This window comes from Hymenobacter convexus (assembly GCF_030580955.1).
Classification (GTDB): domain Bacteria; phylum Bacteroidota; class Bacteroidia; order Cytophagales; family Hymenobacteraceae; genus Hymenobacter.
The window spans coordinates 470,883-495,326 of the sequence record NZ_JAUQON010000003.1 but is presented as its reverse complement, the minus strand read 5'-3'; the positions used below and the strand labels follow the sequence as shown (position 1 = coordinate 495,326).

Annotated in this window: 13 protein-coding genes; 11 read left to right on the top strand and 2 right to left on the bottom strand. The window is 60.8% G+C overall.

Going from position 1 to position 24,444, the window contains the following annotated elements; all coding sequences use genetic code 11:
- Nucleotides 1-92: 92 nt before the first annotated feature.
- The 3 genes from Q4S41_RS08690 to Q4S41_RS08680 all read left to right on the top strand — a co-directional run bounded on the left by Q4S41_RS08690 (nt 93) and on the right by Q4S41_RS08680 (nt 8,178).
- On the top strand, nt 93-1,646 hold the full coding sequence (locus tag Q4S41_RS08690) for a glycoside hydrolase family 28 protein (RefSeq protein WP_305030720.1): 1,554 nt from the start codon (nt 93-95) through the stop codon (nt 1,644-1,646).
- A gap of 102 nt (nt 1,647-1,748) precedes the next feature.
- Nucleotides 1,749-4,562 carry a glycoside hydrolase family 95 protein gene (locus tag Q4S41_RS08685; protein ID WP_305030719.1) on the top strand — a complete coding sequence of 938 codons (2,814 nt, stop codon included), beginning with the start codon at nt 1,749-1,751 and terminating at the stop codon, nt 4,560-4,562.
- A gap of 61 nt (nt 4,563-4,623) precedes the next feature.
- On the top strand, nt 4,624-8,178 hold the full coding sequence (locus Q4S41_RS08680; protein WP_305030718.1) for a malectin domain-containing carbohydrate-binding protein: 3,555 nt from the start codon (nt 4,624-4,626) through the stop codon (nt 8,176-8,178).
- Here Q4S41_RS08680 and Q4S41_RS08675 read toward each other — a convergent pair.
- Complete coding sequence (locus Q4S41_RS08675; protein WP_305030717.1) at nt 8,112-8,939, bottom strand: hypothetical protein; 828 nt, start codon at nt 8,937-8,939, stop codon at nt 8,112-8,114. The two genes, Q4S41_RS08680 and Q4S41_RS08675, sit on opposite strands and share 67 nt — an antisense overlap.
- A 235-nt stretch (nt 8,940-9,174) precedes the next feature.
- Between Q4S41_RS08675 and Q4S41_RS08670 the strand changes: the two genes are divergently transcribed.
- Nucleotides 9,175-10,773: a sodium:solute symporter gene (locus Q4S41_RS08670; RefSeq protein ID WP_305030716.1), complete on the top strand. Its 1,599-nt coding sequence runs from the start codon at nt 9,175-9,177 to the stop codon at nt 10,771-10,773.
- A gap of 49 nt (nt 10,774-10,822) precedes the next feature.
- The gene (locus Q4S41_RS08665) at nt 10,823-11,749 is read left to right on the top strand and encodes a dihydrodipicolinate synthase family protein (protein ID WP_305030715.1); all 927 of its coding nucleotides are present in this window, start codon (nt 10,823-10,825) and stop codon (nt 11,747-11,749) included.
- A 181-nt stretch (nt 11,750-11,930) separates the two neighbouring features.
- Here Q4S41_RS08665 and Q4S41_RS08660 read toward each other — a convergent pair whose 3' ends face one another.
- Nucleotides 11,931-12,827: an AraC family transcriptional regulator gene (locus Q4S41_RS08660; protein WP_305030714.1), complete on the bottom strand. Its 897-nt coding sequence runs from the start codon at nt 12,825-12,827 to the stop codon at nt 11,931-11,933.
- A 555-nt stretch (nt 12,828-13,382) separates the two neighbouring features.
- Between Q4S41_RS08660 and Q4S41_RS08655 the strand changes: the two genes are divergently transcribed.
- The 6 genes from Q4S41_RS08655 to Q4S41_RS08630 all read left to right on the top strand — a co-directional run bounded on the left by Q4S41_RS08655 (nt 13,383) and on the right by Q4S41_RS08630 (nt 24,365).
- A complete protein-coding gene (locus tag Q4S41_RS08655; protein WP_305030713.1) occupies nt 13,383-15,047 on the top strand; it encodes a fucose isomerase in 1,665 nt (554 codons plus the stop codon).
- 160 nt (nt 15,048-15,207) lie between these two features.
- Complete coding sequence (locus Q4S41_RS08650) at nt 15,208-18,189, top strand: SusC/RagA family TonB-linked outer membrane protein (RefSeq protein ID WP_305030712.1); 2,982 nt, start codon at nt 15,208-15,210, stop codon at nt 18,187-18,189.
- Between the two features lie 13 nt (nt 18,190-18,202).
- Nucleotides 18,203-19,918, top strand: coding sequence for a RagB/SusD family nutrient uptake outer membrane protein (locus Q4S41_RS08645; RefSeq protein ID WP_305030711.1), 1,716 nt, complete (start codon nt 18,203-18,205; stop codon nt 19,916-19,918).
- Nucleotides 19,919-20,066: 148 nt separating this feature from the next.
- Nucleotides 20,067-21,731 carry a pectate lyase family protein gene (locus Q4S41_RS08640; protein WP_305030710.1) on the top strand — a complete coding sequence of 555 codons (1,665 nt, stop codon included), beginning with the start codon at nt 20,067-20,069 and terminating at the stop codon, nt 21,729-21,731.
- 126 nt (nt 21,732-21,857) lie between these two features.
- Nucleotides 21,858-23,246, top strand: coding sequence for a glycoside hydrolase family 140 protein (locus Q4S41_RS08635; protein WP_305030709.1), 1,389 nt, complete (start codon nt 21,858-21,860; stop codon nt 23,244-23,246).
- 150 nt (nt 23,247-23,396) lie between these two features.
- Nucleotides 23,397-24,365 carry a glycoside hydrolase family 43 protein gene (locus tag Q4S41_RS08630; protein WP_305030708.1) on the top strand — a complete coding sequence of 323 codons (969 nt, stop codon included), beginning with the start codon at nt 23,397-23,399 and terminating at the stop codon, nt 24,363-24,365.
- Nucleotides 24,366-24,444: the final 79 nt, after the last annotated feature.

The window sequence follows — 24,444 nt, the reverse complement described above, 5'->3', positions numbered from 1 at the left end:
AGCCGAAGCATCTCTACCGCGAGAGCAAATAAGTTACTTACTCGGTAGAGATGCTTCGGCTGCGCTCAGCATGACAGCCCTGCACATTACATATGAAACATTTCCTCCCTGCCTTTTTCCTGCTCCTGACCGTTTCGGTCGCCCGCGCCCAGGACGCTTACAACGTGCTGAAATACGGCGCCAAAAACGATAGCACGAAGCTCTCCACCGCCGCCATTGCCAAGGCCATTGACGCGGCCAGCAAGGCGGGCGGCGGCACGGTGTACTTTCCGGCGGGCCGCTACCGTACGGGCCCCATCCGTCTCAAAAGCAACATTACCATCGAGATAGGCGCCGGGGCCATCCTCTACTTCAGCGACAATTTTGACGACTACCTGCCTATGGTGCCCTCGCGCTACGAAGGCATCGACGTAACCAGCTTTTCGCCGCTGTTCTACGCTTATAAGGCGGAGAATATCACCATCAAGGGCCGGGGCATCATTGATGGGCAGGGCAAAAAATGGTGGGACTACGCCGAGGGGCAGTCGCGCAAAAGCCAGGACTCGAAGTGGCAGCAGGAATTCAAGCGACTCAACGCCAACATCCTAAAGCCCGACGAGCAGGGCGGCGTAATTGACCGGGCATTTCTGCGGCCGCCGTTCATTCAGCCCATGTTTTGCAAGAATGTGCTGATTGAAGGCATCACCATTCGCAACTCGCCCTTCTGGACGGTGAACCCGGAATTTTGTGAGAACGTGACCGTGACAGGCGTCACCATCAATAACCCCAAGTCGCCGAACACCGACGGTATCAACCCCGAATCGTGCCGCTACGTGCACATCTCGAACTGCCACATCAGCGTGGGCGACGACTGCATCACCATCAAATCGGGCAAGGATGCGGCCGGGCGCAAAATGAACGTGCCGGCCGAAAACTACACCATCACCAACTGCACCATGCTCAGCGGGCACGGCGGCGTGGTGATTGGGAGCGAGATGTCGGGCGGGGTGAAGAAAATCACGATTTCGAACTGCATTTTCGACGGCACCGACCGGGGCATTCGCATCAAAACCGCCCGGGGCCGGGGCGGCGTGGTGGAGGATATTCGCGTCGATAACCTCGTGATGAAGAACATCCGTGAGCAGATGATTGTGCTCGATATGCAGTACGCCAAGTCCACGCCCGAGCCGGTTTCAGAGCGCACGCCGCGCTTTCGCAACATCCATTTCAGCAACATCACCGCCGAGGGCAACCAGGCCGGCCTGCTGAACGGCCTGAGCGAGATGCCCATCGAAAACGTGACGTTCAGCAACTGCAACTTCGACGCGAAACAGGGCTTTACGGTGCGGGAGGCGCGCAACATCGCCTTCCACAACGTGCAGGTGAACACCACCATCGGCCCGAGCGTGCGCGCCGAAAGCGTGCAGCTGCTCCGGCTCGACGGCATCGGCAGCGCCACGCCGCTGGCCGGCACGCCGCAGCTGGAATTGACCAACGTGGAAGATGCCTTCGTGTACAACGCCTTCCCGGCGGCTGGCACCGAAACCTACCTCAAGCTGAAAGGCGCCAAAACGCGCAGCATCGTGCTGCAGAACAATAATTTCAAGTACGTGAAAGCGCCCGTGTCGCAGGATGAAGCGGTGACGGAGCGCGTGGTTGGGCCTTGATGCTGTAGCGTGGACTCTACGAGTCCGCGCTTGCCCGGGCTTCGCCGCGTTTTCCGTTCCGCACCTGCGCGGACTCGCAGAGTCCACGCTACAATTTTACCTATGCCCCGCTTCCTTCTGTTTCTTTTCGCCTGGCTACTCATCGCCCCGGCCGCTGCGCAGCAGCCGCTGAAGCTTTGGTACGCCCAGCCCGCCGCGAAGTGGACCGACGCGCTGCCCATCGGCAACGGCCGGCTGGGCGGCATGGTGTACGGCGGGGTGGGGCAGGAGCACATTCAGTTCAACGAAGCCACGCTCTGGACCGGCCAGCCGCGGCCCTACGCCCGGCCCGGCGCCGCCCAGTACCTGCCCGAGATTCGCCGGCTGCTGGCCGAGGGCAAGCAGGCCGAAGCCGAGCAGCTGGCCGAGCAGCACTTCATGGGCCTCAAGGACCACGAGGAAACTTACACGGCCGACAAAGCCGCCTGGCTACAAAAGCTGCGCGCTCTGAGCGTGGCGCAGGCCCTAGCCCAGCCGGGCTGGAAACCTTTGGCCATCCCGACGCCCAATGGCTGGGAAAGCGCCGGCCTGGAAGGGCTGGATGGCGCGGTCTGGTTTAAAACCAGCTTCAACTTGCCCGCCGCCTGGGCCGGCCAAGACCTCACCCTGAGCTTGGGCCGCATCCGCGACGTGGACGTGACCTACGTGAACGGCCAGCAAATAGGGACCGACGAGGGCATCAGCAAAAAGCGGCGTTACCGGGTGCCGGCCGCCGCGCTTCGGCCGGGCCGCAACGAAGTAGTGGTGCAGGTTATCAACTACTTCGACAAAGGCGGGCTGATTGGGGTGAAGGAAAAGCAGCCGGTGTTCGTGGCCTACCCCGAGGGGGCAACCCCCGAAACCGGCGTGGCGCTGAACCCCAACTGGCAATACTGGGTGCAGGACGCCAACCCGCCGCTGGCCCCGAGCTACCAGGCATCGTACCAGCCGTTTGGGGATTTGCTGCTGGATTTTCCGCAGGCGGAACCGGCCACCTATTACCGTCGGGAGCTTGATATCCGTCAGGCCGTGGCCAGGATGGAGTACCGACAGGGCGACGACGGGTTCGGGCGCGACTACTTTATCAGCGCCCCGCATCAGGCCCTGGTAGGTCGTTTGGTAAGTGTAAAACCCGGCATGGTGAATTTTGTAGCCCATTTTGGCAGCGCCCACGCCAACCGAAAAACCTACCGGGTGGACGACCACACGCTGGCGTTGGTGGTGCAGGTGCGCGACGGCGTGCTGCGCGGCGTGAGCTACCTGCGGGTGGCCGCCAAAAAAGGTCGCGTGACCGTGACCGATGAGGAAATTCGGGTGGAAGGGGCCAATGAAGTGACGCTGTATATGACGGCGGCTACCAATTTTAGGAACTATCAGGACGTATCGGGGCACCCCGAGCAGCTGGCGAAACAACAGCTTGACCAGGTTTCAAAAAGTAGCTACAAGGACCTTGAGGCCGAACACATGCGCGACTATCAGCGACTGTTCAATGCCTTCGACATAGACCTAGGCTACACTGCCAATTCGCAGTGGCCCACCGACCAGCGCATCCAGCAGTTCAGCCCCGTCGCCGACCCGGCGCTGCTGGCGCTGTACCTGCAGTTTGGGCGGTATCTGCTGATTTCCTCGTCGCGCGCCGGCGGGCCGCCGGCCAATTTGCAGGGCCTCTGGAACGAGTCGCTGACGCCCTCCTGGGGCAGCAAGTTCACCACCAACATCAACCTGGAAATGAACTACTGGCCCGCCGAAATCCTGAACCTGTCGGCCTGCACCGCGCCGCTGTTCAGCTTCGTCGACCAGCTGGCCCAAATGGGACAGGCCACCGCCAAAACGAACTACAACGCCCCCGGCTGGGTGCTGCACCACAACACCGATATCTGGGCCGGCACCGCGCCCATCAACGCCGCCAACCATGGCATCTGGGTGACGGGCGCGGCCTGGCTGTGCCAGCCCATCTGGGAGCACTACCAATTCACCCAGGACCGGAAATTCCTGAGCCAGCAGTATCCGGTGATGAAAGCGGCGGCTCAGTTCTACTCCAATTTCCTGACCCAGGACCCGCGCACCGGCTGGCTCATCAGCACGCCGTCGAACTCGCCGGAGCACGGCGGGCTGGTGGCCGGCCCCAGCATGGACCACCAGATTATTCGGGAGCTGTTTCGCACCACCAGCGCTGCTGCTAAGGTGCTGGGCATTGATGCCGATTTGCAGCGGGAGCTAACCGAGAAAGCCCGCCAGCTGGCCCCAAATCAAGTTGGTAAGCACGGCCAACTGCAGGAGTGGCTCGAAGACAAAGACGACCCCGCCGATACCCACCGCCACGTTTCGCACCTGTGGGCCGTGTTTCCGGGCTCCGAAATCAGCCCCGCGGAACCTAAATTTCTGCAAGCTGCCCGAACCTCGCTCACCCAGCGCGGCGACGAAGGCACCGGCTGGAGCCTGGCCTGGAAAGTCAACCTCTGGGCCCGTTTCCGCGACGGCGACCACGCCCTGCGCATTCTCGAAAAGCTGCTCTCGCCCGCCGAAAACGGCACCGCCGCCGAGCAGGGCGGCGTCTACCACAACCTCTTCGACGCCCACCCGCCCTTCCAGATTGACGGCAACTTCGGCGGCGCGGCCGGCATGGGCGAAATGCTGCTGCAAAGCCAAACCGGCACCCTGGATTTATTGCCCGCACTGCCCACGGCCTGGCCCACCGGCAGCGTGCGCGGCCTGCGCGCCCGCGGCGGCTTCGTGGTGGACATGAAGTGGACGAAGGGCAAACTGCAGGAGGTCGAAATCAAGTCGGAAGCCGGGCAGGAGTGCGCGGTGAAGTACGCAGGAAAAGAGGTGCGGCTGGCGACGAAGCAGGGAGAGATTTATAGGTTGAATGGGGAGTTGGCCATCACCAAAAAATAAAAAGAACGTCCTGCTGAGCGCAGTCGAAGCATGACGTTCTCATTGCTACTGAAAATACCTTATGTTCAAACGGATTTTCCTCTTCTTTCTGCTCCTTGGTGAATCCCTGAGTTCCGTCCGCGGCCAGTCTGGCCCGCGCACCATCATCCCCCTCCTCGACAACTGGCGCACCACTGCCGACGACCACAGCCAGCAGGCCTACCCCAACTTTGAGCAGCTCGATTTCAATGACCAAACCTGGCAAACCGTAGCCGTGCCCCACAACTGGGACGCCTACGAGGGCTACCGCCGCCAGCGCCACGGCAACCGCCACGGCTACGCCTGGTACCGCAAAACCTTCACGGCGCCCGCTGCCGCAAAAGACGCCCGCTACTTCTTGTTTTTCGAAGGCGTGGGCTCGTATGCAACGGTCTGGCTGAACGGCCAAAAAGTGGGCTACCACGGCGGTGGCCGCACTACCTTCACCCTTGACATCACCGCTGTCATCAAGCCTGCCGGGCAGGCCAATGTGCTGGCAGTGCGCGCCGACCACCCGGCCAACATCCAGGATTTGCCCTGGGTGTGCGGCGGCTGCTCCGAGGAGCGCGGCTTCTCGGAAGGCTCGCAGCCGATGGGGATTTTCCGGCCGGTGGCGCTGGTCGTCACCAGCCCGGTGCGGGTGGAGCCCTTTGGTGTCCACATCTGGGCCGATTCCACGGTGTCTAATCAAGCTGCGCGGCTGAACGTCGAAACCGAAGTAAAAAACTACGGCGACAAGGCACAGGCGCTCACCATCAGCAGCCAATTGCTGGACCGGCAGGGGAGGAGCGTGGCCGAAGTCAGCGCGAAGCATAAGCTGGCAGCAGGCGCGGTAACTCAGTTGCGGCAGCAGCTACCGGTGCTGAAGCAGCCGCACCTGTGGTCGTTGGCTGACCCGTATTTGTATCGGCTGGTTACGAAAATCAGCGCCAAAGGCAAGCTGCTGGATGAGCAGGAAACGCACTACGGCATCCGTTGGGTGAGCTGGCCGATTGGCCGGGCCGCCGTGGCCGGGCAAAAGCAGTTTCTGCTGAATGGCCAGCCGGTTTTCATCAACGGCATTGCCGAATACGAGCACCTGCTGGGCCAAAGCCATGCCTTTGGCGATGCGCAAATCCGCACGCGGGTGCAGATGGTGAAGGCCGCCGGCTTCAATGCTTTTCGCGATGCCCACCAGCCGCACAATCTGCGCTACCAAGCCAGTTGGGATTCGCTGGGCCTGCTGTGGTGGCCGCAGCTGGCCGCGCACGTCTGGTACGACACGCCGGCTTTCCGCCAGAACTTCAAGACCTTGCTCACCGACTGGGTGAAGGAGCGCCGCAACAGTCCGTCGGTGGTGCTCTGGGGCCTCGAAAACGAAAGCACGCTGCCCGCCGACTTCGCCCGCGAGTGCAGCGCCCTCATCCGCCAGCTCGACCCCACGGCTTCACGCGAACGCAAAATCACGACCTGCAACGGCGGCCAGGGCACCGACTGGGACGTGCCCCAGAACTGGACCGGCACCTACGGCGGCGACCCCAACCAGTACGGCGCCGACGTGGCCCGCCAGGTCCTAATCGGCGAGTACGGCGCCTGGCGCACCCTCGACCTGCATCAGGAAGGCCCGCCCGCCTTCAACAGCGGCCCGTTCAGCGAGGACCGTTTTGCCCAACTGATGGAGCTAAAAGTGCGCCTCGCCGAAGCGGCCAAGGACCAGACGGCCGGCCACTTCTTCTGGCTGCTGACCTCGCACGATAACCCCGGCCGGGTGCAGGGCGGCGAAGGCCAGCGCGAGCTCGACCGCATCGGCCCCGTCAACTACAAGGGCCTGCTCACGCCCTGGGAAGAGCCCACCGACGCGTTCTACATGTTCCGGGCCAACTACGCGCCCAAAACAACCGAGCCGATGGTCTACCTCGCCTCCCACACCTGGCCCGACCGCTGGCTCACGCCCGGCCGCCGGGATAGCATTACCGTTTATTCTAACTGCGATGAAGTGGAGCTGTTCAACGATGTGAACGCCGCCTCACTGGGCCGCAAAAGCCGAACTGGTGGCATCGGCACGCATTTTCAGTGGGATGGAGTCGATATAAAATACAACGTGCTCTACGCCGTAGGCTACGTCGCGGGCAAGGTCGTGGCGACAGATTACATCGTGCTGCACCACTTGCCCAAAGCGCCCAATTTTAACAAGTTCCTGGCCGATGCGCAACCCATCACCCAGCCGCAGCCGGGCCTCAACTACCTCTACCGCGTGAACTGCGGCGGCCCAGCTTATATGGACCAGCAGGGCAGCACCTGGCAGGCCGACCAGCCCCGCACCGACCCCAAAACCTGGGGCTCGGAGTCGTGGACGCAGGACTTCCCCGGCCTCGCGCCCTTCTTCGCCAGCCAGCGCCGCACCCACGACCCCATCCGAGGCACCCGTGATTGGCCGTTGTTCCAGACCTTCCGCTACGGCCGCGAGAAGCTGCGTTACGTCTTCCCCGTGCCCAATGGTGAGTACACGGTGGAACTGTATTTCGTGGAGCCCTGGCTCGGCACCGGCGGCGGGCTGGATTGCACCGGCTGGCGCTTGTTCAATGTCGCCATCAACCAGCAAACCGTCCTCCAAAACCTGGATGTATGGAAAGAAGCCGGCCACGACCAAGCTCTGAAAAAGACTGTGCAGGCCCGCGTCAGCAACGGCCAGCTCGTCATCTCCTTCCCCCGCGTTGCTTCCGGCCAAGCCCTTATTTCTGCCATTGCCATTGCCACCGCCAATGCCAAGGCACTGCCCGCACCCGCGCAACAGTCTGTTATCAGTGGGTTGAAAATCAATGGTAAAACGCAGGCCGCGCAGTGGTCGGCCCAAACCTGGCTGGATACGGGTGTTCAGAGCTTCAGCGACTCGCCCGCCACTTTTAGCGCCCTGCCCTCTGCCCTGTATGGGGCCGAATGGCTGCGTGGGCCGGGCAAGTCCGGCGCTGCCGGTGGCACATTCGGCGTCACCACCTTGGCCGACGTGTACGTGGCCCTCGACACGCGCCAGGCAACCCGCCCCGCCTGGCTCAAAGATTACGAGGACACCAAAACGACCCTCGAAACCGACGGCATTACCACCCCCGCTTTCCGCCTGTACCGCAAGCGCTTCTCTGCCAATACCACGGTCGCCTTCGGCCCCAATCCTTCCTCTTACATCGTGGCCGTGAACCGTGCCAGTACCATCGAGCCTGCCTACGACCTCAAGCCTACCACCGGCTACAAGCCGGCCACCGCCCGCCTTATCGGCCCCGGCCTGGCGAAGGAAACGATAAACACCAAGGAAAGCATCACCTTCAAAGAGCCCGCTGGCAATGCCGTCGAGTGGACCATTCAGACAGGGGTGGCCGATACCTACTCGCTCACCTTTCGCTACGCCAACCAAGGTTCCCAGCCGCTCTCCGCTCTGTTCACCCTGGCCCTGGCCGATGGCACCGTCCTCAAGACCGAAACCGTGGACCTGGTGCCCTCCAAGCCCGGCAAATGGAACTACCTCACCACCTCCACCGGCGGCATGATAAACGCGGGCAGCTACCGCGTGAAGCTTGCTGGCACCGCAGCCGCTGGGCTGAGCGTGTCGGGGCTTGATGTGCAGTAGGGAAAATTATAAGAGCAAGAATGGATGTCAAGGCTCGGCAAAATGGCTGCCACGCTCATTGGGTAGGTGCCATTAAGCAGAAAGTAGCAGTAACGTTGCAGGTCTGCTTCTGCATCCCCGTTCAGGTAGTTGATGTACGCTTGCGCTTGGCCGTCATTCATTTGCACAAGCTCTTCATCCCTCAACGCTGCGATGATTTGCTCCCTGGTGCTCCACCATTCTTTACACGCCTCATATGTCCAATAGTCGTTGCCATTCGACGAATAGCTGTCGAATACTTCAACTGCTGCCGCATCAAGCATCTGAAGCAACTCTGTAAAATCCTTTGGCTGACGAAAGACATACTCGTAACAGTGGGAATCGTTCATCACATTATAGGGTGCCTCGCCGATGCCTGTGCCACAGGTATCTGAATATCCTGCGTAAAACGGGCCGGGGAAATTAAACGGGTGTTTTTCCTGCCAGTGGTTCTTATCCAGAAATTCAATGAATTTATTGTCAGGCTCTCTGAAAGGCAGCACCTCCTTCCGTAAGAAGCTGTCAAAGTCTGCTCTGTAGAGGAATGCGTTAAAATCGCCGTAATGACCGGCGAACGTTTTGCTTTCTGCTGATACCGCTTTGTATTGTTTTATCAAATACGCTTCGTTCCAAGTGGAGCGTGCGGCTTCATTATCAGCGGAGAAGGTCGTGGGAGCGGGACCAGGATGTTCCTCAGGCCGCTTGGCAGCAAAGAAACCTCGAATCTTCTGCAATAGGCTCATAGTGAAGGGGTAGTAATGTTGATGAATGCCATGCGTTAGCGAATCCGTATTCAGAATAAGCGAGTCCTCGATTCCTAAAGAGGGTTTCGGACACCACCATTATTCCCTCGCTAAGATGGTACAACAGTAGGGGAAAATCATACAGGCTCACCGCCCGGCCCCTCGGTAAATTTGCTATCAGTACTACCAGTCCCATTTTCCGCTCCATGTCGCGGCAATTTGGTAATATGGCCTCATGAGCAATTTGCGAGTTCTTGACCTTGTTATCATCGCGCTGTATTTGGCGGCCATGATTGCCGTGGGCGCCTGGTTTGCCCGGAAAAACGACAGCGCCGAACAGTATTCCAGCGCCTCGGGCCTGATTCCCGGCTGGGCCATCGGCATGTCGATTTATGCTACTTTCTTGAGTAGTAACACCTTTCTGGGTGTGCCCGGCAAGGCTTTCGGCACCAACTGGAATGCCTTCGTCTTCAGCATCTCCATGCCGCTGGCGGCCTGGGTGGCCACGCGCTACTTCGTGCCGTTCTACCGCAGCACCGGCGAAATATCGGCCTACACGCACCTGGAGCACCGTTTCGGCAGCTGGGCGCGCACCTATGCGGTGGCTTGTTTTCTACTCACGCAGTTGGCCCGCATTGGCTCCATTTTCTTCGGCATTGCCCTCACGCTGCAGGCCCTCACCGGCTTCTCCATGGAGTGGATTATGCTTATCACTGGCAGCTGCATCATCGTCTACACGGTGCTGGGCGGTATCGAGGCCGTTATCTGGACGGAGGTAGTGCAGGGCGTGGTCAAGACCTTCGGCGCGCTGCTGATTTTGTACTTGATTGTGACCAACATGCCGGGCGGCTTTTCGCACATCATGGCCATCGGGCAGGAGCAGCACAAGTTCAGCCTCGGTGGCTTCTCGCCCGATTTCACGCAGTCCACTTTCTGGGTGGTGCTGCTCTACGGCTTCTTCATCAACCTCAACAATTTTGGGGTCGACCAGAACTACGTGCAGCGCTACCACACCGCCACCTCGGCCAAGCAGGCGGCCAAGTCCATCTGGCTCTGCGTGTTGATTTATGTACCGGCCTCGCTGCTGTTCTTCGTCATCGGCTCGGCGCTGTTTGCCTACTACCAGGTGCACCCCGAGCTGATTGAAGCCGTTAAGCTGAAAGTGGCCGCCGAAAAGCTGCCCCTCACCGCAACCGCCGGCCAGATTGCCCAGGCCGCCGCTGCCCTGCAGCCCGCCGACTACGGCGACAAGGTGATGCCGCACTTCATGGTGACGAAAATCCCGCCCGGCTTCGTCGGCCTCATCGTGTCGGCCATCCTTTCGGCGGCAATGAGCACCATCAGCTCGGGCATGAATGCCTCGGCCACCGTTTTCACCGTCGACATCTACCAGCGCTACTTCAAGCCCAACCTCAGCGTGAAGCAAACCATGCGCAGCCTGCACATCGGCACCGTGCTGGTGGGTCTGGCGGGCATGAGCGTGGGCATCGCCATGATTGGCGTTAAAAGCGTGCTCGACGTGTGGTGGCAGCTGTCGGGCATCTTCGCGGCCGGCATGCTGGGCTTGTTCCTGCTCGGCATCATCAGCCGCCAGACCCGCAACGCCGAAGCCCTCACCGCCACCATCATCGGCGTGCTGGTCATTGTCTGGCTCACGCTTTCGCCCAAGCTGCCCGAGGGCCTGGCCGGGTTGCGCAACCCCTTGCACCAGAGCATGGTGATTGTGGTGGGCACGCTCACCATTTTCCTGCTGGGCCTGCTACTGACGCGCCTCCGCCAGCGCCGCGCTACGGCCATCGTCTCCGAAGAAATTTTAACCCAATCCGTGCATTAGCCGGCCTCTTCTTATCCTCTGCGGCCCAACTGCCCCAGCCTTTATCAGTATGAAAAACGCATCCAAGGGATTTATCCCCGTTATGCTCACGCCCTTCCAGAACGATGGGCGTATCGATTATCCGGCGCTTACCCGCCTCACGGAGATGTACTTAACGGCCGGGGCCGCCGGCCTCTTCGCCAACTGCCTCTCCAGCGAGATGTTTGAGCTAAGCGCCGAGGAGCGCCTGCAAAGCATCCGCCACATCGTGGACGTGGCGGGCGGCGCCGTGCCCGTGGTGGCCACTGGCACCTTCGCCGGCGCCCTCAACGAGCAGGCCGATTTCGTGAAACAGGTGTATGAAGCCGGCACCGAAGCCGTCATCGTCATCACTAGCCTGCTGGCTGCGCAGGACGAGTCCGACGCCGTGTTCAACGAGCGTTTCCACCGCCTGCTGGAGTGGACCAGCGGCGTGCCCCTGGGCTTCTACGAGTGCCCCGAGCCCTACAAGCGCGTGCTCACGGCCGAGCAGCTGGGCCAGTTCGTCGCCACCGGCCGCGTCACCTACCATAAAGACACCTGCCTCGACATCGACCAGATTCGGGCCAAGCTGGCCGCCACCGAAGGCCACAAATTCGGCCTCTACGACGCCTACATGGGCCACGCCGTGGAGTCGTTGAAAGCGGGTGCCGCCGGCCTATCGTGCATCCAGGGTAACTTCTTCCCGGAGCTTATCGTGTGGCTCTGCAAGAACTATGACAACGCCAGCCTGCAGCACGAAGTAGCTGAAGTGCAGGAGTTTTTTATCAAAAACATGGGCGTGATGCACGACGTGTATCCCACCGTGGCCAAATACTCGCTCAAGCAGCGCGGGGTGGATATTTCCACCTTCACGCGCCGCAAAGTGGGCAATTTTACCGGCACCGTGCGGGCTGGCGTGGAAGCGCTGTATGGCGACTACAGCACCTTGAGCCGCCAGCTGGAACTAGTGGCATAGGAACCTACCAAGTAGGTTGAAAACAAGAACGTCATGCTGAGCGCAGCCGAAGCATCTCTACCGCGAGAGTAATCAGATTTACTATTGCGGTAGAGATGCTTCGGCTGCGCTCAGCATGACGTGCTTTTTTGTGTCCGGTCCGGCCATGCGCGGACTCGCAGAGTCCACGCTACAGACAGCCTTACGCCGCCATGGCCAATTCTTTGTGGCTGTGCAGGTACTTTTTCTTGTATTCCAGCGGCGTCATCTTCGTGATTTTCTTGAAGTGGCGGTAGAAATTCGACACGTTATTGAACCCGCATTCGAAGCAGATAACCTCCGTCGGTAGCTTGTCCTCAATCAGCTGCCGGCAAGCCTGGCTGATGCGAATTTCGATGAGGAAATCGTAGTACGTCTTCTTCGTAATCAGCTTGAAGTAGCGGCAGAACGAGGTGACACTCAGATTGCTGATGGAGGCAATTTCATCAAGCGTGATTTCCTTTTTGTAGTTCGAAAGCGTGTAGTTGCACACCTTGTTGATGCGCTGCACGTCCGACTCATTGCTCTGTTTGAAGGCGTGGTGCTCCGAGGCGATGGTTTTGGTTTCGGCCGTTTCGGAGAGAATTTTCAGGATGGAGAGGAAGATGATGATGCGGTCCAGGTCGGTGGCGTGCACGGCCTGGCGCATGAGCGGGGCCAGCTTGGCCTTGGCCTTGCCGGTGATGAGCAGGCCGCTTTTGGCTTTCTCGAACAGCTTGGGGATGAGGTAGGCCTCAGGCAGGCCGAAGAGGTAGCGGCCCAGGCACTCGGGCAGAAACTGAATAACGATGGCCTCCACCTGCTTCTCCGGGTTGCCCTGGAAATACTCCTCGTTGCAGCGCCAGGTGTGGGGCAGGTTGGCGCCCAGCAGCACAATTTCGCCCGACGAGAAATTGCTGATGTTGTCGCCCATCAACCGCACCCCCTCGCCCTTGATGACATAGTGCAGCTCCAGCTCGGGGTGATAGTGCCACACGGTGCCGAAGTTCGGCTTCTGGTCGTGGCGGACGCTGAACGAGCTTTGCGGGGCAACCGGGACTTTGTGGAAATGGGCTTTCATGGGAGTGGGAGTTTGGTGGGAATTTGGGCGTTAAATGGCAGGGCAGGAGGTCGGTGCGCTGCTCAATTACGAAATCGATTGTGTAGAAAAGCGAAAAAGCAAACCGGCAAAAAGGAGTTCAACACGGCAAAAAGCAGAAGGAGTGGGCTTCTCTAGGATATTATCCTAGGCCCGCAGAAGACCCAAACGGACTGAAAAAGGATAAAATCAGTCAGTAAGTAGTCACTAAACTACATCCCTCAAAAAGCTGAACTCTCCTGTACTTGCCTGCTCAGGGCCACTAGTGGGCTAAATGAGGTGAAAATCCGCTGCTTTTGTTTGACGGAATAAACTATTTACTGCTTTGGGCTCTGAAAAAGGTGTTGGCTGACTGGCCTGAAACGGATGGTAACATCCTACACTAAGTAGGCAAAAAAGCGGAGGGGCCGGGGCTGGTAGGATGGCAAATTTGTAGAGCCAGTCATCCAAAAACTTTTCTGCCGAATTCAGCGCGTTGGCCGGGGTATCACCCGGGGCCGTGCGGGGTTCGCACTCACTATTTCACTGTAGCAAGCCGTGGTTTCATTCCCTGCCAACGAAGTCCTCCTCCTCGCCAGCGGCGACTTGCGCCTAGCCGCCAACCAAAACTGTTGGGCCGCCCAGGCCGCCATGGAAGCGCAGCTCACCGCTGCCCTCGAAAAGCAGGGCTGGAACGTGAAGCGCGCTCACGCCTACGACGCCGCAAAGCAGCACGGCTTCCTCGATTCGCAGCGCATGGGCATGGAGGTGTTTCGCCACATTCACCCCAAGCAGCCGCTCATCGTGGCCGAAAGCGTGTGGCAATACTCGCACCACGTGCTGGCCGGCCTCACCACCCACCAGGGCCCAATACTGACCGTGGCCAACTGGAGCGGGCAGTGGCCCGGCCTGGTGGGCATGCTCAACCTCAACGGCTGCCTCACCAAAGCCGGCGTGGACTACAGCACGCTCTGGAGCGAAGATTTTACGGATTCCTTCTTTGAAAATGGCCTGAAGCAGTGGCTGAAACAAGGCCGCATCACCCAGGACGAGCGCCACGTGAAAAGCTTCGCCAGCGCCAAGCTGCCGGCCACCGAGGAGCACGCCGGCCGCACGTTCGGCCGGAAGTTCAAGCAGCACAAGGCCATCATGGGCGTGTTTGACGAGGGCTGCATGGGCATGTACAATGCCATTGTGCCCGACGAGCTGCTGCACGCCACCGGCGTCTTTAAGGAGCGCCTGAGCCAGGCCAGCCTCTACGCGGCCATGTGCACCGTGACCGAGGCCGAAGCCCAAGCCGTGCTCGACTGGCTGCTGGCCCGCGGCATGAAGTTCAACTGGGGCACCGACGAGGCCACCCAGCTCACCAAAAACCAGACGCTGGAGCAGTGCAAAATGTACATCGCCGCCGTGCGCATCGCCGATGAGTTTGGCTGCGACACCATCGGCATCCAGTACCAGCAGGGCCTGAAGGACCTGACCGTGGCCAGCGACCTGGCCGAAGGACTCCTCAACAATGCCGACCGCCCGCCGGTGTTTTCCTCCACCGGCCGGGAACTGTACGCCGGCCAGGCCCTGCCGCACTTCAACGAAGTGGACGAGTGCGCCGGCCTCGATGCCCTGCTCACCTACCGCCTCTGGAACGAGCTGGGTTTGAGTGGCGAAACCACGCTGCACGACCTGCGCTGGGGCCAAAGCTTCGACACCGGCGACGGCGAGGAATTTGTGTGGGTGTTCCTGATTTCGGGCGCCGCGCCGCCGGCCCACTTCATTGATGGCTACGCGGGCACCAGCAGCGAGCGGCAGCCGGCCATGTATTTCCGCCTCGGCGGGGGCAGCGTACGCGGGGTGAGTCGCCCCGGTTCCATCGTCTGGAGCCGCGTGTACGTGATGGACGGCAAGTTGCACTGCGACCTCGGCGTGGGCGAAGCCGTGGCCCTGCCCGCCGCCGAAACCCAGCGCCGCTGGCAGGAAACGACTCCTGAATGGCCCATCATGCACGCCGTGCTCTGCGGCGTGACGCGCGACCAGATGATGGCCCGCCACAAGGCCAACCACATCCAGGTGGTGTACGCGCCCTACGCGGCCAAGGCCCATCAGCTCTGTCGCATCAAGGCCGCTGCTTTGGCCGAAATCGGCGTGGAGGTGCATTTCTGCGGCGATGTGAAGGGGCTGACGGTTGAAGTTGAGCCCGTGGCCATGCAGGTTGCGCAGCCGGCCTGATATTGAACGTCATGCAGAGCGCAGCGAAGCATCTCGCGTGCCACCACTAATTCTTTTCGACGATTGAATTACTACCACATGCGAGATGCTTCGCTGCGCTCTGCATGACGTTCTGCCTCTACCGCCCGCATGCCCCAGCTCTCACCCTAAATCCCACCCTATGAAACACTTACTTTTCATTTTAGCGGCGGTTTTATTTCTCATTAATACCGCACAAGCCCAGACGCGCACCATCACCGGCCGGGTGGTCAGCGCCGATAAGGCCGAGGCGTTGCCCGGCGTAACCATCGTGGTGAAGGGCACCACCAACGGGATTTCGACCGACCCCGACGGTGGATTCACCCTGCAGGTGCCCGACAAGCAGGACGTGACGCTGGTGGTTTCTTACTTGAGCTTCAAGGCCCAGGAGTTGATGGTGAAGCCCGACCAAACCCGTGTGGAAGTGAAGCTGGCGCCCGAAGCGGCCGCGCTCGATGATGTCGTTGTTATCGGCTACGGCACGGTAAAGAAGCGCGATTTGACCGGCGCCGTGACGTCGGTGAAAGGGGAGGAGGTAACCAAATTGCCGACTACGACGGTGGTAGAAGCCCTGCAGGGCAAGATTCCCGGGGCCGACATCACGCGGGCCAATGGCTACGCGGGCCAGGGCGCGTCCGTCCGCATTCGCGGCAACCGCTCCATTGCCAACCCCAGCAGCTCCAACAACGTGCTCTACATCGTGGACGGCGTGCAGGGTGTGGATGCTTCGGTGATTGACCCGAACGACGTGGAATCCATCGAGGTGCTGAAAGATGCCTCGTCTACGTCCATCTATGGCTCGCGCGGGGCCAACGGCGTCATTATTATTACGACGAAGCGCGGCACCAACGGCAAGGCCCGGCTTTCGCTGAATGCCTACAACGGCGTCACGCAAGTGGCCGGCTACGGCAAGTTTATGGACGGCCCGCAGTACGTGGCCTTCCGGCGCGAGGCCTTTCGGGCGGTGGGCACCTGGAACAGCCCGGCCGACGACAGCAAGGTGTTTACGCCGGCGCAGCTCGACGCCATCAACAACGGCCAGTACGTGAACTGGTCGGATTTGCTGCTCAATAATGGCAAGCAGCAGAACTACCAGATTGGTATTTCGGGCGGCTCCGACAACACCAAAATCTATTTCTCGGGCAACTACTTCGACGAGCAGGGCCTGGAAAAGCTGGACCGCTACAAGCGCTACACCGGCCGCCTCAATATCGACCAAACCGTGTACAAGTGGCTGAAAGCCGGCGCCCAAACCCAGCTCTCGTACACCAACAACGACATCCGCCGCGACCCGCTGAACCAGGCTTCGCAGGTGGCGCCGCTGGGCACTCCCTACGACGCCGACGGTAACCTCGTCACGTTCCCGCTGGGCGGCACGCTCATCAACCCGTTGGCCGACGAGCAGCCCGGCGCCTACCAGCGCAACACCAAAACGAACCGCATTTCGGCCGCCGCCTACCTCGAAATCGACCCGCTCGACGGCCTGAGTTTCCGCTCCACGTTCGGGGCCAACTTCTCCACCTCGGAAGCCGGCAGCTTCTACTCCCGCAACACCATCGACGGCAAAGGGGCCAACTCGCAGGCCTCCATCACCAACAACCAGAACCGCAACCTGAGCTGGGAAAACGTGCTGACTTACCGCAAGGAAATCGGCGACCATTCGCTCACGCTCACCGGCGTGGGCAGCATCCTCACGTTCACCAACACCAACAGCTTCCTCGGCGGGGCCAACCAGGTGCTGCCCTCGCAGTCGTTCTACAACCTGGCCGGCGCCAACCAGAACATTTTTGATGGCAGCGGCTTTGCCGAAAACAAGCTCATTTCCTTCACCGAGCGCATCAATTACAGCTACAAAGGCAAGTACCTGCTCACGCTCACGGGCCGTTCCGACGGCTCCTCGAAGCTGGCGCCGGGCAACAAATGGGCGTTTTTCCCGTCGGCCGGTCTGGGCTGGCGCGTGATTGACGAGAACTTCATGAAGAACCAGAAAGTGGTGTCGGAGCTGAAGCTGCGCGGCAGCTACGGCATCTCGGGCAACGACGTCATCAACGCCTACGCCACCCAGAACTCGCTCACCCTGACGCAGTTTTCCTACAACGAAACCACCGCCGCGCCGGCCTACACCATCTCGCCCACCATCGGCAACCAGAGCCTGAAATGGGAGCTGACCAATACGGCCGACTTCGGCGTTGATTTCGGCCTGTTCGACAACCGCCTGACCGGCACCGTGGACTACTACGACGCCCGCACCAGCGACCTGATTTTCCCCTACACGCTGCCGCTGCTCACGGGCGTCACCACCGTGAACCGCAACATCGGCAAAACCCGCAACCGGGGCATCGAAGTGTCGCTGACTTCGCAGAATTTCCGCGGCGGCGCCTTCACCTGGTCCACCACGGCCACCTTCGCGGCCAACCGCGAAACCATCGTATCGCTGCCCAACGGCAACGTCATCGCCGACGACTACCGCAACTCGCTCATCGAAGGCCAGCCTTCCCAGATTTACTACGATTACGTGAAGGAAGGCATCTGGCAACTGGGCGAGGAAACCCAGGCCGCCACGTTCGGGGCCATTCCCGGCGACATCAAAATCAAGGATATTTCGGGGCCCGACGGTGTGCCGGACGGCAAAATCACGGCCGCCGACCGCACCATCATCGGCTCGCGCGTGCCGAAGTGGACCGGCGGCCTGAGCAACGATTTTCGCTACAAGGGCTTCGACCTCAACATCCTGTTCGTCGCCCGCGTGGGCCAGTGGATAAGCTCCGACTACTACGCCAAATACACCCGCAGCGGCAGCAGCAACGGCGCCGTGGTGGACTACTGGACCCCCGAAAACCCCACCAACGAGTACCCCCGCCCCAACGCCACGCGCAGCCTGAGCTACATCACCACACTCACCGAGCGGCAGGCGTCCTTTGCCAAAGTGCGCAACGTGACGCTGGGCTACAACCTGCCGAAATCCCTCACCAGCCGCCTGCGCATGGACAACCTGCGCGTGTATGTGTCGGGCAAAAACCTCTACACGCTGAGCAACCTCAAGGACTTCGACCCCGAGGGCGAAGGCGTGATTGACCGGCCGCTGAACCGCGTGTACGTGGTGGGTTTGAACGTGGGCTTCTAATCGAATTGACGTCATGAAAACGACCTTCAAAAAGACCCTGACCCTGGCATTGCTGGCCCTGGCCGCCACCGCCTGCAAAGACCAGCTGGCCGAATACAACCCCAGCGGCTCGACCGCTGAGGCCGTGTTCACCACCCCCGACGGCTTCGAAACCGCCGTGAATGCCATGTACACCTACAACCGCGCCCTCTACGGCAAGGAGGCCGGCTACGCCCTGCTCGAAATGGGCACCGACATCTGGACCAACGCCGCCAACAACGGCGGCACCGTGGTGAGCGGCGCCACACCCCAGCCGCCCCTTACCACCTACCAAAGCCTGATTTCGGACAATATCTGGGTGAAAACCCAGCTCTGGCAGCAGTGCTACGCCGCCATCAACCTGGCCAACCAGGCCCTGAAATACGTAAACACCGCTGGCTTGCTGCCCGCCCGCCGGCCGGTGCTGGAGGCCGAAATTCGCTTCATGCGCGCCTGGTACTACTACCACCTGGTCGAATCCTTCGGCGACGTGCCCCTGCGCCTGGAACCCACCGAAGGCGTGGTGACCACCGCCACCCGCGCCTCCGTGGCCGACGTGTACAACCAGATTTTCCAGGACCTCGACTTCGCCACCGCCAACCTGCCGGTGACCACCACCGACTACGGCCGCATCACCAAGCCGGCCGCCGAGGCATTTGCTTCCAAAATCTACCTCACGCGCGGCCAGTACCAGCGCGCCGCCAACCTGGCCAAGCGCGTGGTGACGGGCTACACCGGCCAGGGCATCCGCTTGGTAACCAGCTACGCCAGCCTCTGGGACTTCACCAACCAGCGCAACAGCGAAGTGCTGTGGGCCGTGAACTACTCCACCAACCTCACCTTCAACGCGGGCAGTAACCTGGGCCACACCTTTTTCCTGATGGATTACGCCTCGCTGCCCGGTATGCAGCGCGACGTGCTCAACGGTTTCCCCAACGTGCGCTACATGCCCACCCGCTTCCTGCTGGGCCTCTACAACGAGCAGAACGACAGCCGTTACAGCGGCAGCTTCAAGCAAGCCTGGCTGGCTAATAACTCCGGTACCATCCCGAAGTGGACCGCCGCGGAAGTGGCCCAGAACCCCACCGGCCTGGCCGGCCTGACTGGTCAGAACAAGTTTGCTGTGGGCGACACGGCCGTGCTGACCACCAAGCAGTCCATCCCCGATGCGCTGCAGCTCTACAGCCGCCGCTACCGCTATAAGGTGTACGACATCGACGACATGTACAACGCCAACGGCACGCCCAAGGACCGGTTCCACTACCCCTCGCTGCGCAAGTTCGACGACCCCACCCGCGCCACGGCCACCGTCACCGAAAGCGCCCGTGATGCCAACCTGCTCCGCCTCGGCGACATCTACCTCATTGCCGCCGAAGCCCAGTTCCGCAATGGTAAGCTGGATTCGGCGGCCTACTACATCAACCAGATTCGCACCCGCGCCGCTCTGCCCGGCCGCACCGCCGCCATGCAAATCACCGCCAGTCAGGTCACGCTCGACTTCATCCTCGATGAGCGCGCCCGCGAGCTGGCCGGCGAGCAAGTGCGCTGGTTCGACCTAAAGCGCACCGGCAAGCTCCTCGACCGCGTGCGCGCCAACAACCCCGACGCCGCCCCCAATATCCAGGACTACCACGTCCTGCGGCCCATTCCGCAAAGCGACCTCGACGCGGTGACGAATAAAAGCGACTTCCGACAGAATCCGGGGTATTAGAATAGAGCCAGAAAGACTACCGAACGTCATGTCGAGCGCAGCCGAGACATCTCGCGTGCCCAAGTAATCAATTGCCAGTTCAACGATGCGAGCGAGATGTCTCGGCTGCGCTCGACATGACGATAACCAACCACTCCCATCCCAATCCATGACCCACCGCAGTCGCGCCCTTCTCGCCGTCCTCTTCGCCTCCGCCGTTGCCGCACCCGCCGCCCGTGCCCAGTACCCCAAGATTCCGCCGGAAGTGCAGGCCAAAGCCGACGCCGCCCTGGCCGAAGAAGAGAAACGCTCGGAAGCCGCCTGGCAAAAGGCCCAGCCCATCATTCAGGCCGAAGCAAAAGCCGGCAAGCCCTATATTCCCTGGGCCGCTAAACCTTCGGATTTGCCCCAATCCAGCCGCCTGGCCTTCCCCGGTGCGGAAGGCGGCGGGGCGCACGTTTTCGGCGGGCAGGGTGGCAAAGTGTACGTGGTGAAGAGCCTAGCCGACAGCGGCCCCGGCACGTTGCGCGAGGCCCTGGAGCAGGGCGGCGCCCGCATCATCGTGTTCAACGTGGCCGGCATCATCAAGCTGCAAAGCCCCATTATCATTCGGGCCCCTTACGTCACCATCGCGGGCCAGACGGCGCCGGGCGACGGCATCTGCGTGGCCGGCGAGTCGGTTTGGATTAACACGCACGACGTGGTGGTGCGCTACCTGCGCTTCCGCCGCGGCGCCACCGACGTGGCCCGGCGTGACGACGGCCTGGGCGGCAACCCGGTCGGCAACATCATCATCGACCACGTCTCGGCCTCGTGGGGCTTGGATGAGAACATGTCCATCTACCGCCACGTCTACCACAACCCCGAAACGGGCAAGGCCGACAAGCTGCCGACGGTGAACGTGACCATTCAGAACTCCATTTTCTCGGAGGGACTGGACACCTACAACCACGCTTTTGGTAGCACCATCGGCGGGCTGAACAGCCTGTTTACCCGCAACCTGTGGGCGAATAACATTGCCCGCAACCCCTCGGTAGGCATGTACGGCGACTTCAACTTCGCCAACAACGTGGTGTTCAACTGGTGGAATCGCTCGGCCGACGGCGGCGACAATCACTCGGAATACAACTTCGTGAACAACTACTACAAGCCCGGCCCCATCACCCCGGCCGGCGAACCCATCAGCTACCGCATCCTCAAGCCCGAATCGGGCCGCGACAAGGACCAGAAAAACCTGTTCGGTAAAGCCTACGTGGCCGGCAACGTGGTGGACGGCAACCCCAAAGTGACGCAGGACAACTGGGCCGGTGGCGTGCAGGTAGAAGACCAGCCCGACGCCGCAAAAATCGTGGCCGAAATCCGAACCGATAAGCCCTTCACCCTGCCCGGCATGACCACCGTGCTGCCCGCCCAGGAGGCCTACCAGTACGTGCTGGCCAATGCCGGCTGCACCCTGCCCCGGCGCGACGCCGTGGATGCGCGCATCGTGCAGGACGTCCGCACCGGCAAAATCACCTACGCCAAAGACGCCCAACCGGCGCCCGCCAGCCCCTACATCAAGCGCCGCCTGCCCGAAGACTCTTACAAAAACGGCATCATTACCGACCCCGCGCAAGTGGGTGGCTACCCCAATTACCAAGGCAAGCCCTACGCCGACGCCGACAACGACGGCATGCCCGACCAATGGGAAACCGCCCACGGCCTCAACCCCAAAAGCGCCGCCGACGCCACCCAGGACCGCGACAAAGACGGCTACGCCAATATCGAAGAGTACCTAAACAGCGTGGTGCCGCTGCAAAACGTGCGCCCCAATGCCGGCAAGGTAAAGTCTTAAGAAAACGAACGGTCATGCTGAGCGCAGTCGAAGCATCTCTACCGTGGGAGTAATCAATTTTAGTACTACGGTAGAGATGCTTCGACTGCGCTCAGCATGACCGTTCTGTTATTTGATACCGATTAGATGACCCTGAAAACCCGTTTCTCTACGCTGCTTCTGCTGCTCTTAGTGGCCTTCGCTCCGGCCGAGCCCACCGGCCCGCTCAAAGTATCGCCCAACGGCCGCTACCTGATGACGGGCAGCGGCAAACCCTTTTTCTGGCTGGGCGATACCGGCTGGCTGCTCTTCAGCAAGCTCAAGCGCGAGGAAGCCGAAACCTACCTCGAAGACCGCCGCAAAAAAGGCTTCAACGTGATTCAGGTGATGGTGCTGCACCAGGTGCCCATCGCCAACGTCTACGGCGACTCGGCCCTGACGCACGCCAACGTGGCGCGGCCCCTCACCACGCCCGGCAACTCGCCCACCGATGCCGCGCAGTACGACTACTGGGACCACGTCGACTACATCGTGGACCTGGCCGCCAAAAAGGGGCTTTACATGGGCATGGTGCCCGTGTGGGGCACCAATGTGAAGGGCGGTAAGGTGAATCAGCAACAGGCTAAAGCCTACGCTACCTTCCTGGCCGAGCGATATAAAAACCGCCCGAATATCATCTGGCTGAATGGCGGCGACATTGCCGGCTCCGATTCGCTGAAGGTGTGGAACACCATCGGCGCCACCCTGAAAGCGGTGGACCCGAACCACCTCGAAACTTTCCACCCGCGCGGCCGCACGCAGTCGTCGGACTGGTTTCACAATGCCAGCTGGCTGGACTTCAACATGTACCAGTCGGGCCACCAGCGCTACGAGCAGGACACGGCGCGCAAGGAAAAGAACCACTACGGCCCCGACAACTGGAAATACCAGCAAGCCGATTACGCCCTGAAACCCGCCAAGCCGAGCCTCGATGGCGAACCTTCCTACGAAGGCATTCCGCACGGCCTGCACGACATCACCCAGCCCCGCTGGACCGACGCCGACGTGCGCCGCTACGGCTACTGGTCGGTGTTCGCGGGCGCGTTTGGCTACACCTACGGCCAGAATTCGGTGATGCAGATGCACAGCAGCTTCGACAAAGGCAGCGCCTACGGCTCATCGGAGCTGTGGTCGTCGGCTATTAATGCGCCGGGCTCGGCCCAGATGCAGTATTTGAAGCAGCTGATGCTCTCGCGGCCTTTCTTCGAGCGCGTGCCTGACCAGTCGCTTATTGCCGGCGAAGTGGGGGAGAAGTATAACCGCCAGTTTGCCACGCGGGGCAAGAATTACGCCTTTGTTTACACCTACAACGGGCGCAATCTGAAAGTGAACCTGGGCAAAATTGCTGGCGCCAGAATTAAAGCCTCCTGGTATAGCCCGCGCGATGGCAAAACCACCGCCATTGGTACCTTCCCGAACAAAGGCACCCAGGAATTCAACCCGCCCGGCGAGCAGAAGGACGGCAACGACTGGGTGCTTATTCTGGATTCGGTGTAACGCATTGAGCCCGAAAAGGCCGTCATGCTCATCTGGCGTCCGCGCAGCCGAAGCATCTCTACCGCTTCGTTGCTTCAATTGAGTTACTTGCGCGGTAGAGATGCTTCGGCTGCGCGGACGCCAGATGAGCATGACGTTCTAAAATTCACTATGCCCAACCAACGCAAACCCTTTCGCCTCTTAACCCCGCTGCTCGCAACCGCGCTGCTCACTTCCTGCGCGAAGGAAGCCTATATGTTCACCTCCTTCCGCGAGCCCGCTACCGACGGCCTGCGCCTGCTCTACAGCTACGATGGCTACAAGTGGCAGGACCTGGGCAAGTCGTTTCTGACCCCGCAGGTGGGCCCGAGCAAGCTCATGCGCGACCCTAGTATCGCACAGGGCCCGGACGGCACCTACCACCTCGTCTGGACCTGCGGCTGGAAGGGCGACAAGGGCTTCGGCTACGCCAGCTCGAAGGACTTGGTGCATTGGTCGGAACAGCGCTTCATCGACGTAATGAGCCACGAGCCCAGCACGGTGAACGTGTGGGCCCCCGAAATCTTCTACGACCCGCCCACCCAGCAATTTCTCATCGTGTGGGCCAGCACCATCCCACTGCGCTTTCCGAAAGGACAGGAGGACGAGGACAACAACCACCGCCTCTACTACACCACGACCAAGGATTTTCAGACGTTTTCAGCCACTAAGCTCTACTTCGACCCCGGTTTCAGCGCCATTGACTCGGAGGTTTTGCGACGCGGCGTCGATGATTACGTGCTGGTAGTAAAGGATAACACCCGCCCCGAGCGTGACATCAAAGTGGCTTTCGGGCCCACAGCAACCGGGCCTTTCCTGAAAGTATCAGAGCCCTTCACCGCCAATTTCACCGAAGGCCCCAGCGTGGCCAGGCTGCCGCATAATCAATGGCTGATTTACTATGATGCCTACCGCGAGAAGAAGTACGGCGCGGCCAAAACCACCGATTTCAAGACCTTCACCGACGTCTCGGCCAAAGTGAGCGTGCCCGTCGGCCACAAGCACGGCACCATCTTCATGGTGCCCCGCAAGACGCTTAAGAATCTGTTGCAAACCGCACCGGCCGGTGCGGCGGGTGCAGCCTCAGCTACTGGAAAATGATGACTAATACCCAACGGCTGCCAGGATGTAGCGTGGACGCTGCGAGTCCGCGCATCGGTGAACGTCCTGGCAAGGCGCG

Bases quoted from the DNA above. Each gene is read 5' to 3' on its own strand.
- Q4S41_RS08690 (WP_305030720.1), top strand. From the start codon at position 93: ATGAAACATTTCCTCCCTGCCTTTTTCCTGCTCCTGACCGTTTCGGTC.
- Q4S41_RS08685 (WP_305030719.1), top strand. From the start codon at position 1,749: ATGCCCCGCTTCCTTCTGTTTCTTTTCGCCTGGCTACTCATCGCCCCG.
- Q4S41_RS08680 (WP_305030718.1), top strand. From the start codon at position 4,624: ATGTTCAAACGGATTTTCCTCTTCTTTCTGCTCCTTGGTGAATCCCTG.
- Q4S41_RS08675 (WP_305030717.1), bottom strand. From the start codon at position 8,939: ATGAGCCTATTGCAGAAGATTCGAGGTTTCTTTGCTGCCAAGCGGCCT.
- Q4S41_RS08670 (WP_305030716.1), top strand. From the start codon at position 9,175: ATGAGCAATTTGCGAGTTCTTGACCTTGTTATCATCGCGCTGTATTTG.
- Q4S41_RS08665 (WP_305030715.1), top strand. From the start codon at position 10,823: ATGAAAAACGCATCCAAGGGATTTATCCCCGTTATGCTCACGCCCTTC.
- Q4S41_RS08660 (WP_305030714.1), bottom strand. From the start codon at position 12,827: ATGAAAGCCCATTTCCACAAAGTCCCGGTTGCCCCGCAAAGCTCGTTC.
- Q4S41_RS08650 (WP_305030712.1), top strand. From the start codon at position 15,208: ATGAAACACTTACTTTTCATTTTAGCGGCGGTTTTATTTCTCATTAAT.
- Q4S41_RS08645 (WP_305030711.1), top strand. From the start codon at position 18,203: ATGAAAACGACCTTCAAAAAGACCCTGACCCTGGCATTGCTGGCCCTG.
- Q4S41_RS08640 (WP_305030710.1), top strand. From the start codon at position 20,067: ATGACCCACCGCAGTCGCGCCCTTCTCGCCGTCCTCTTCGCCTCCGCC.
- Q4S41_RS08635 (WP_305030709.1), top strand. From the start codon at position 21,858: ATGACCCTGAAAACCCGTTTCTCTACGCTGCTTCTGCTGCTCTTAGTG.
- Q4S41_RS08630 (WP_305030708.1), top strand. From the start codon at position 23,397: ATGCCCAACCAACGCAAACCCTTTCGCCTCTTAACCCCGCTGCTCGCA.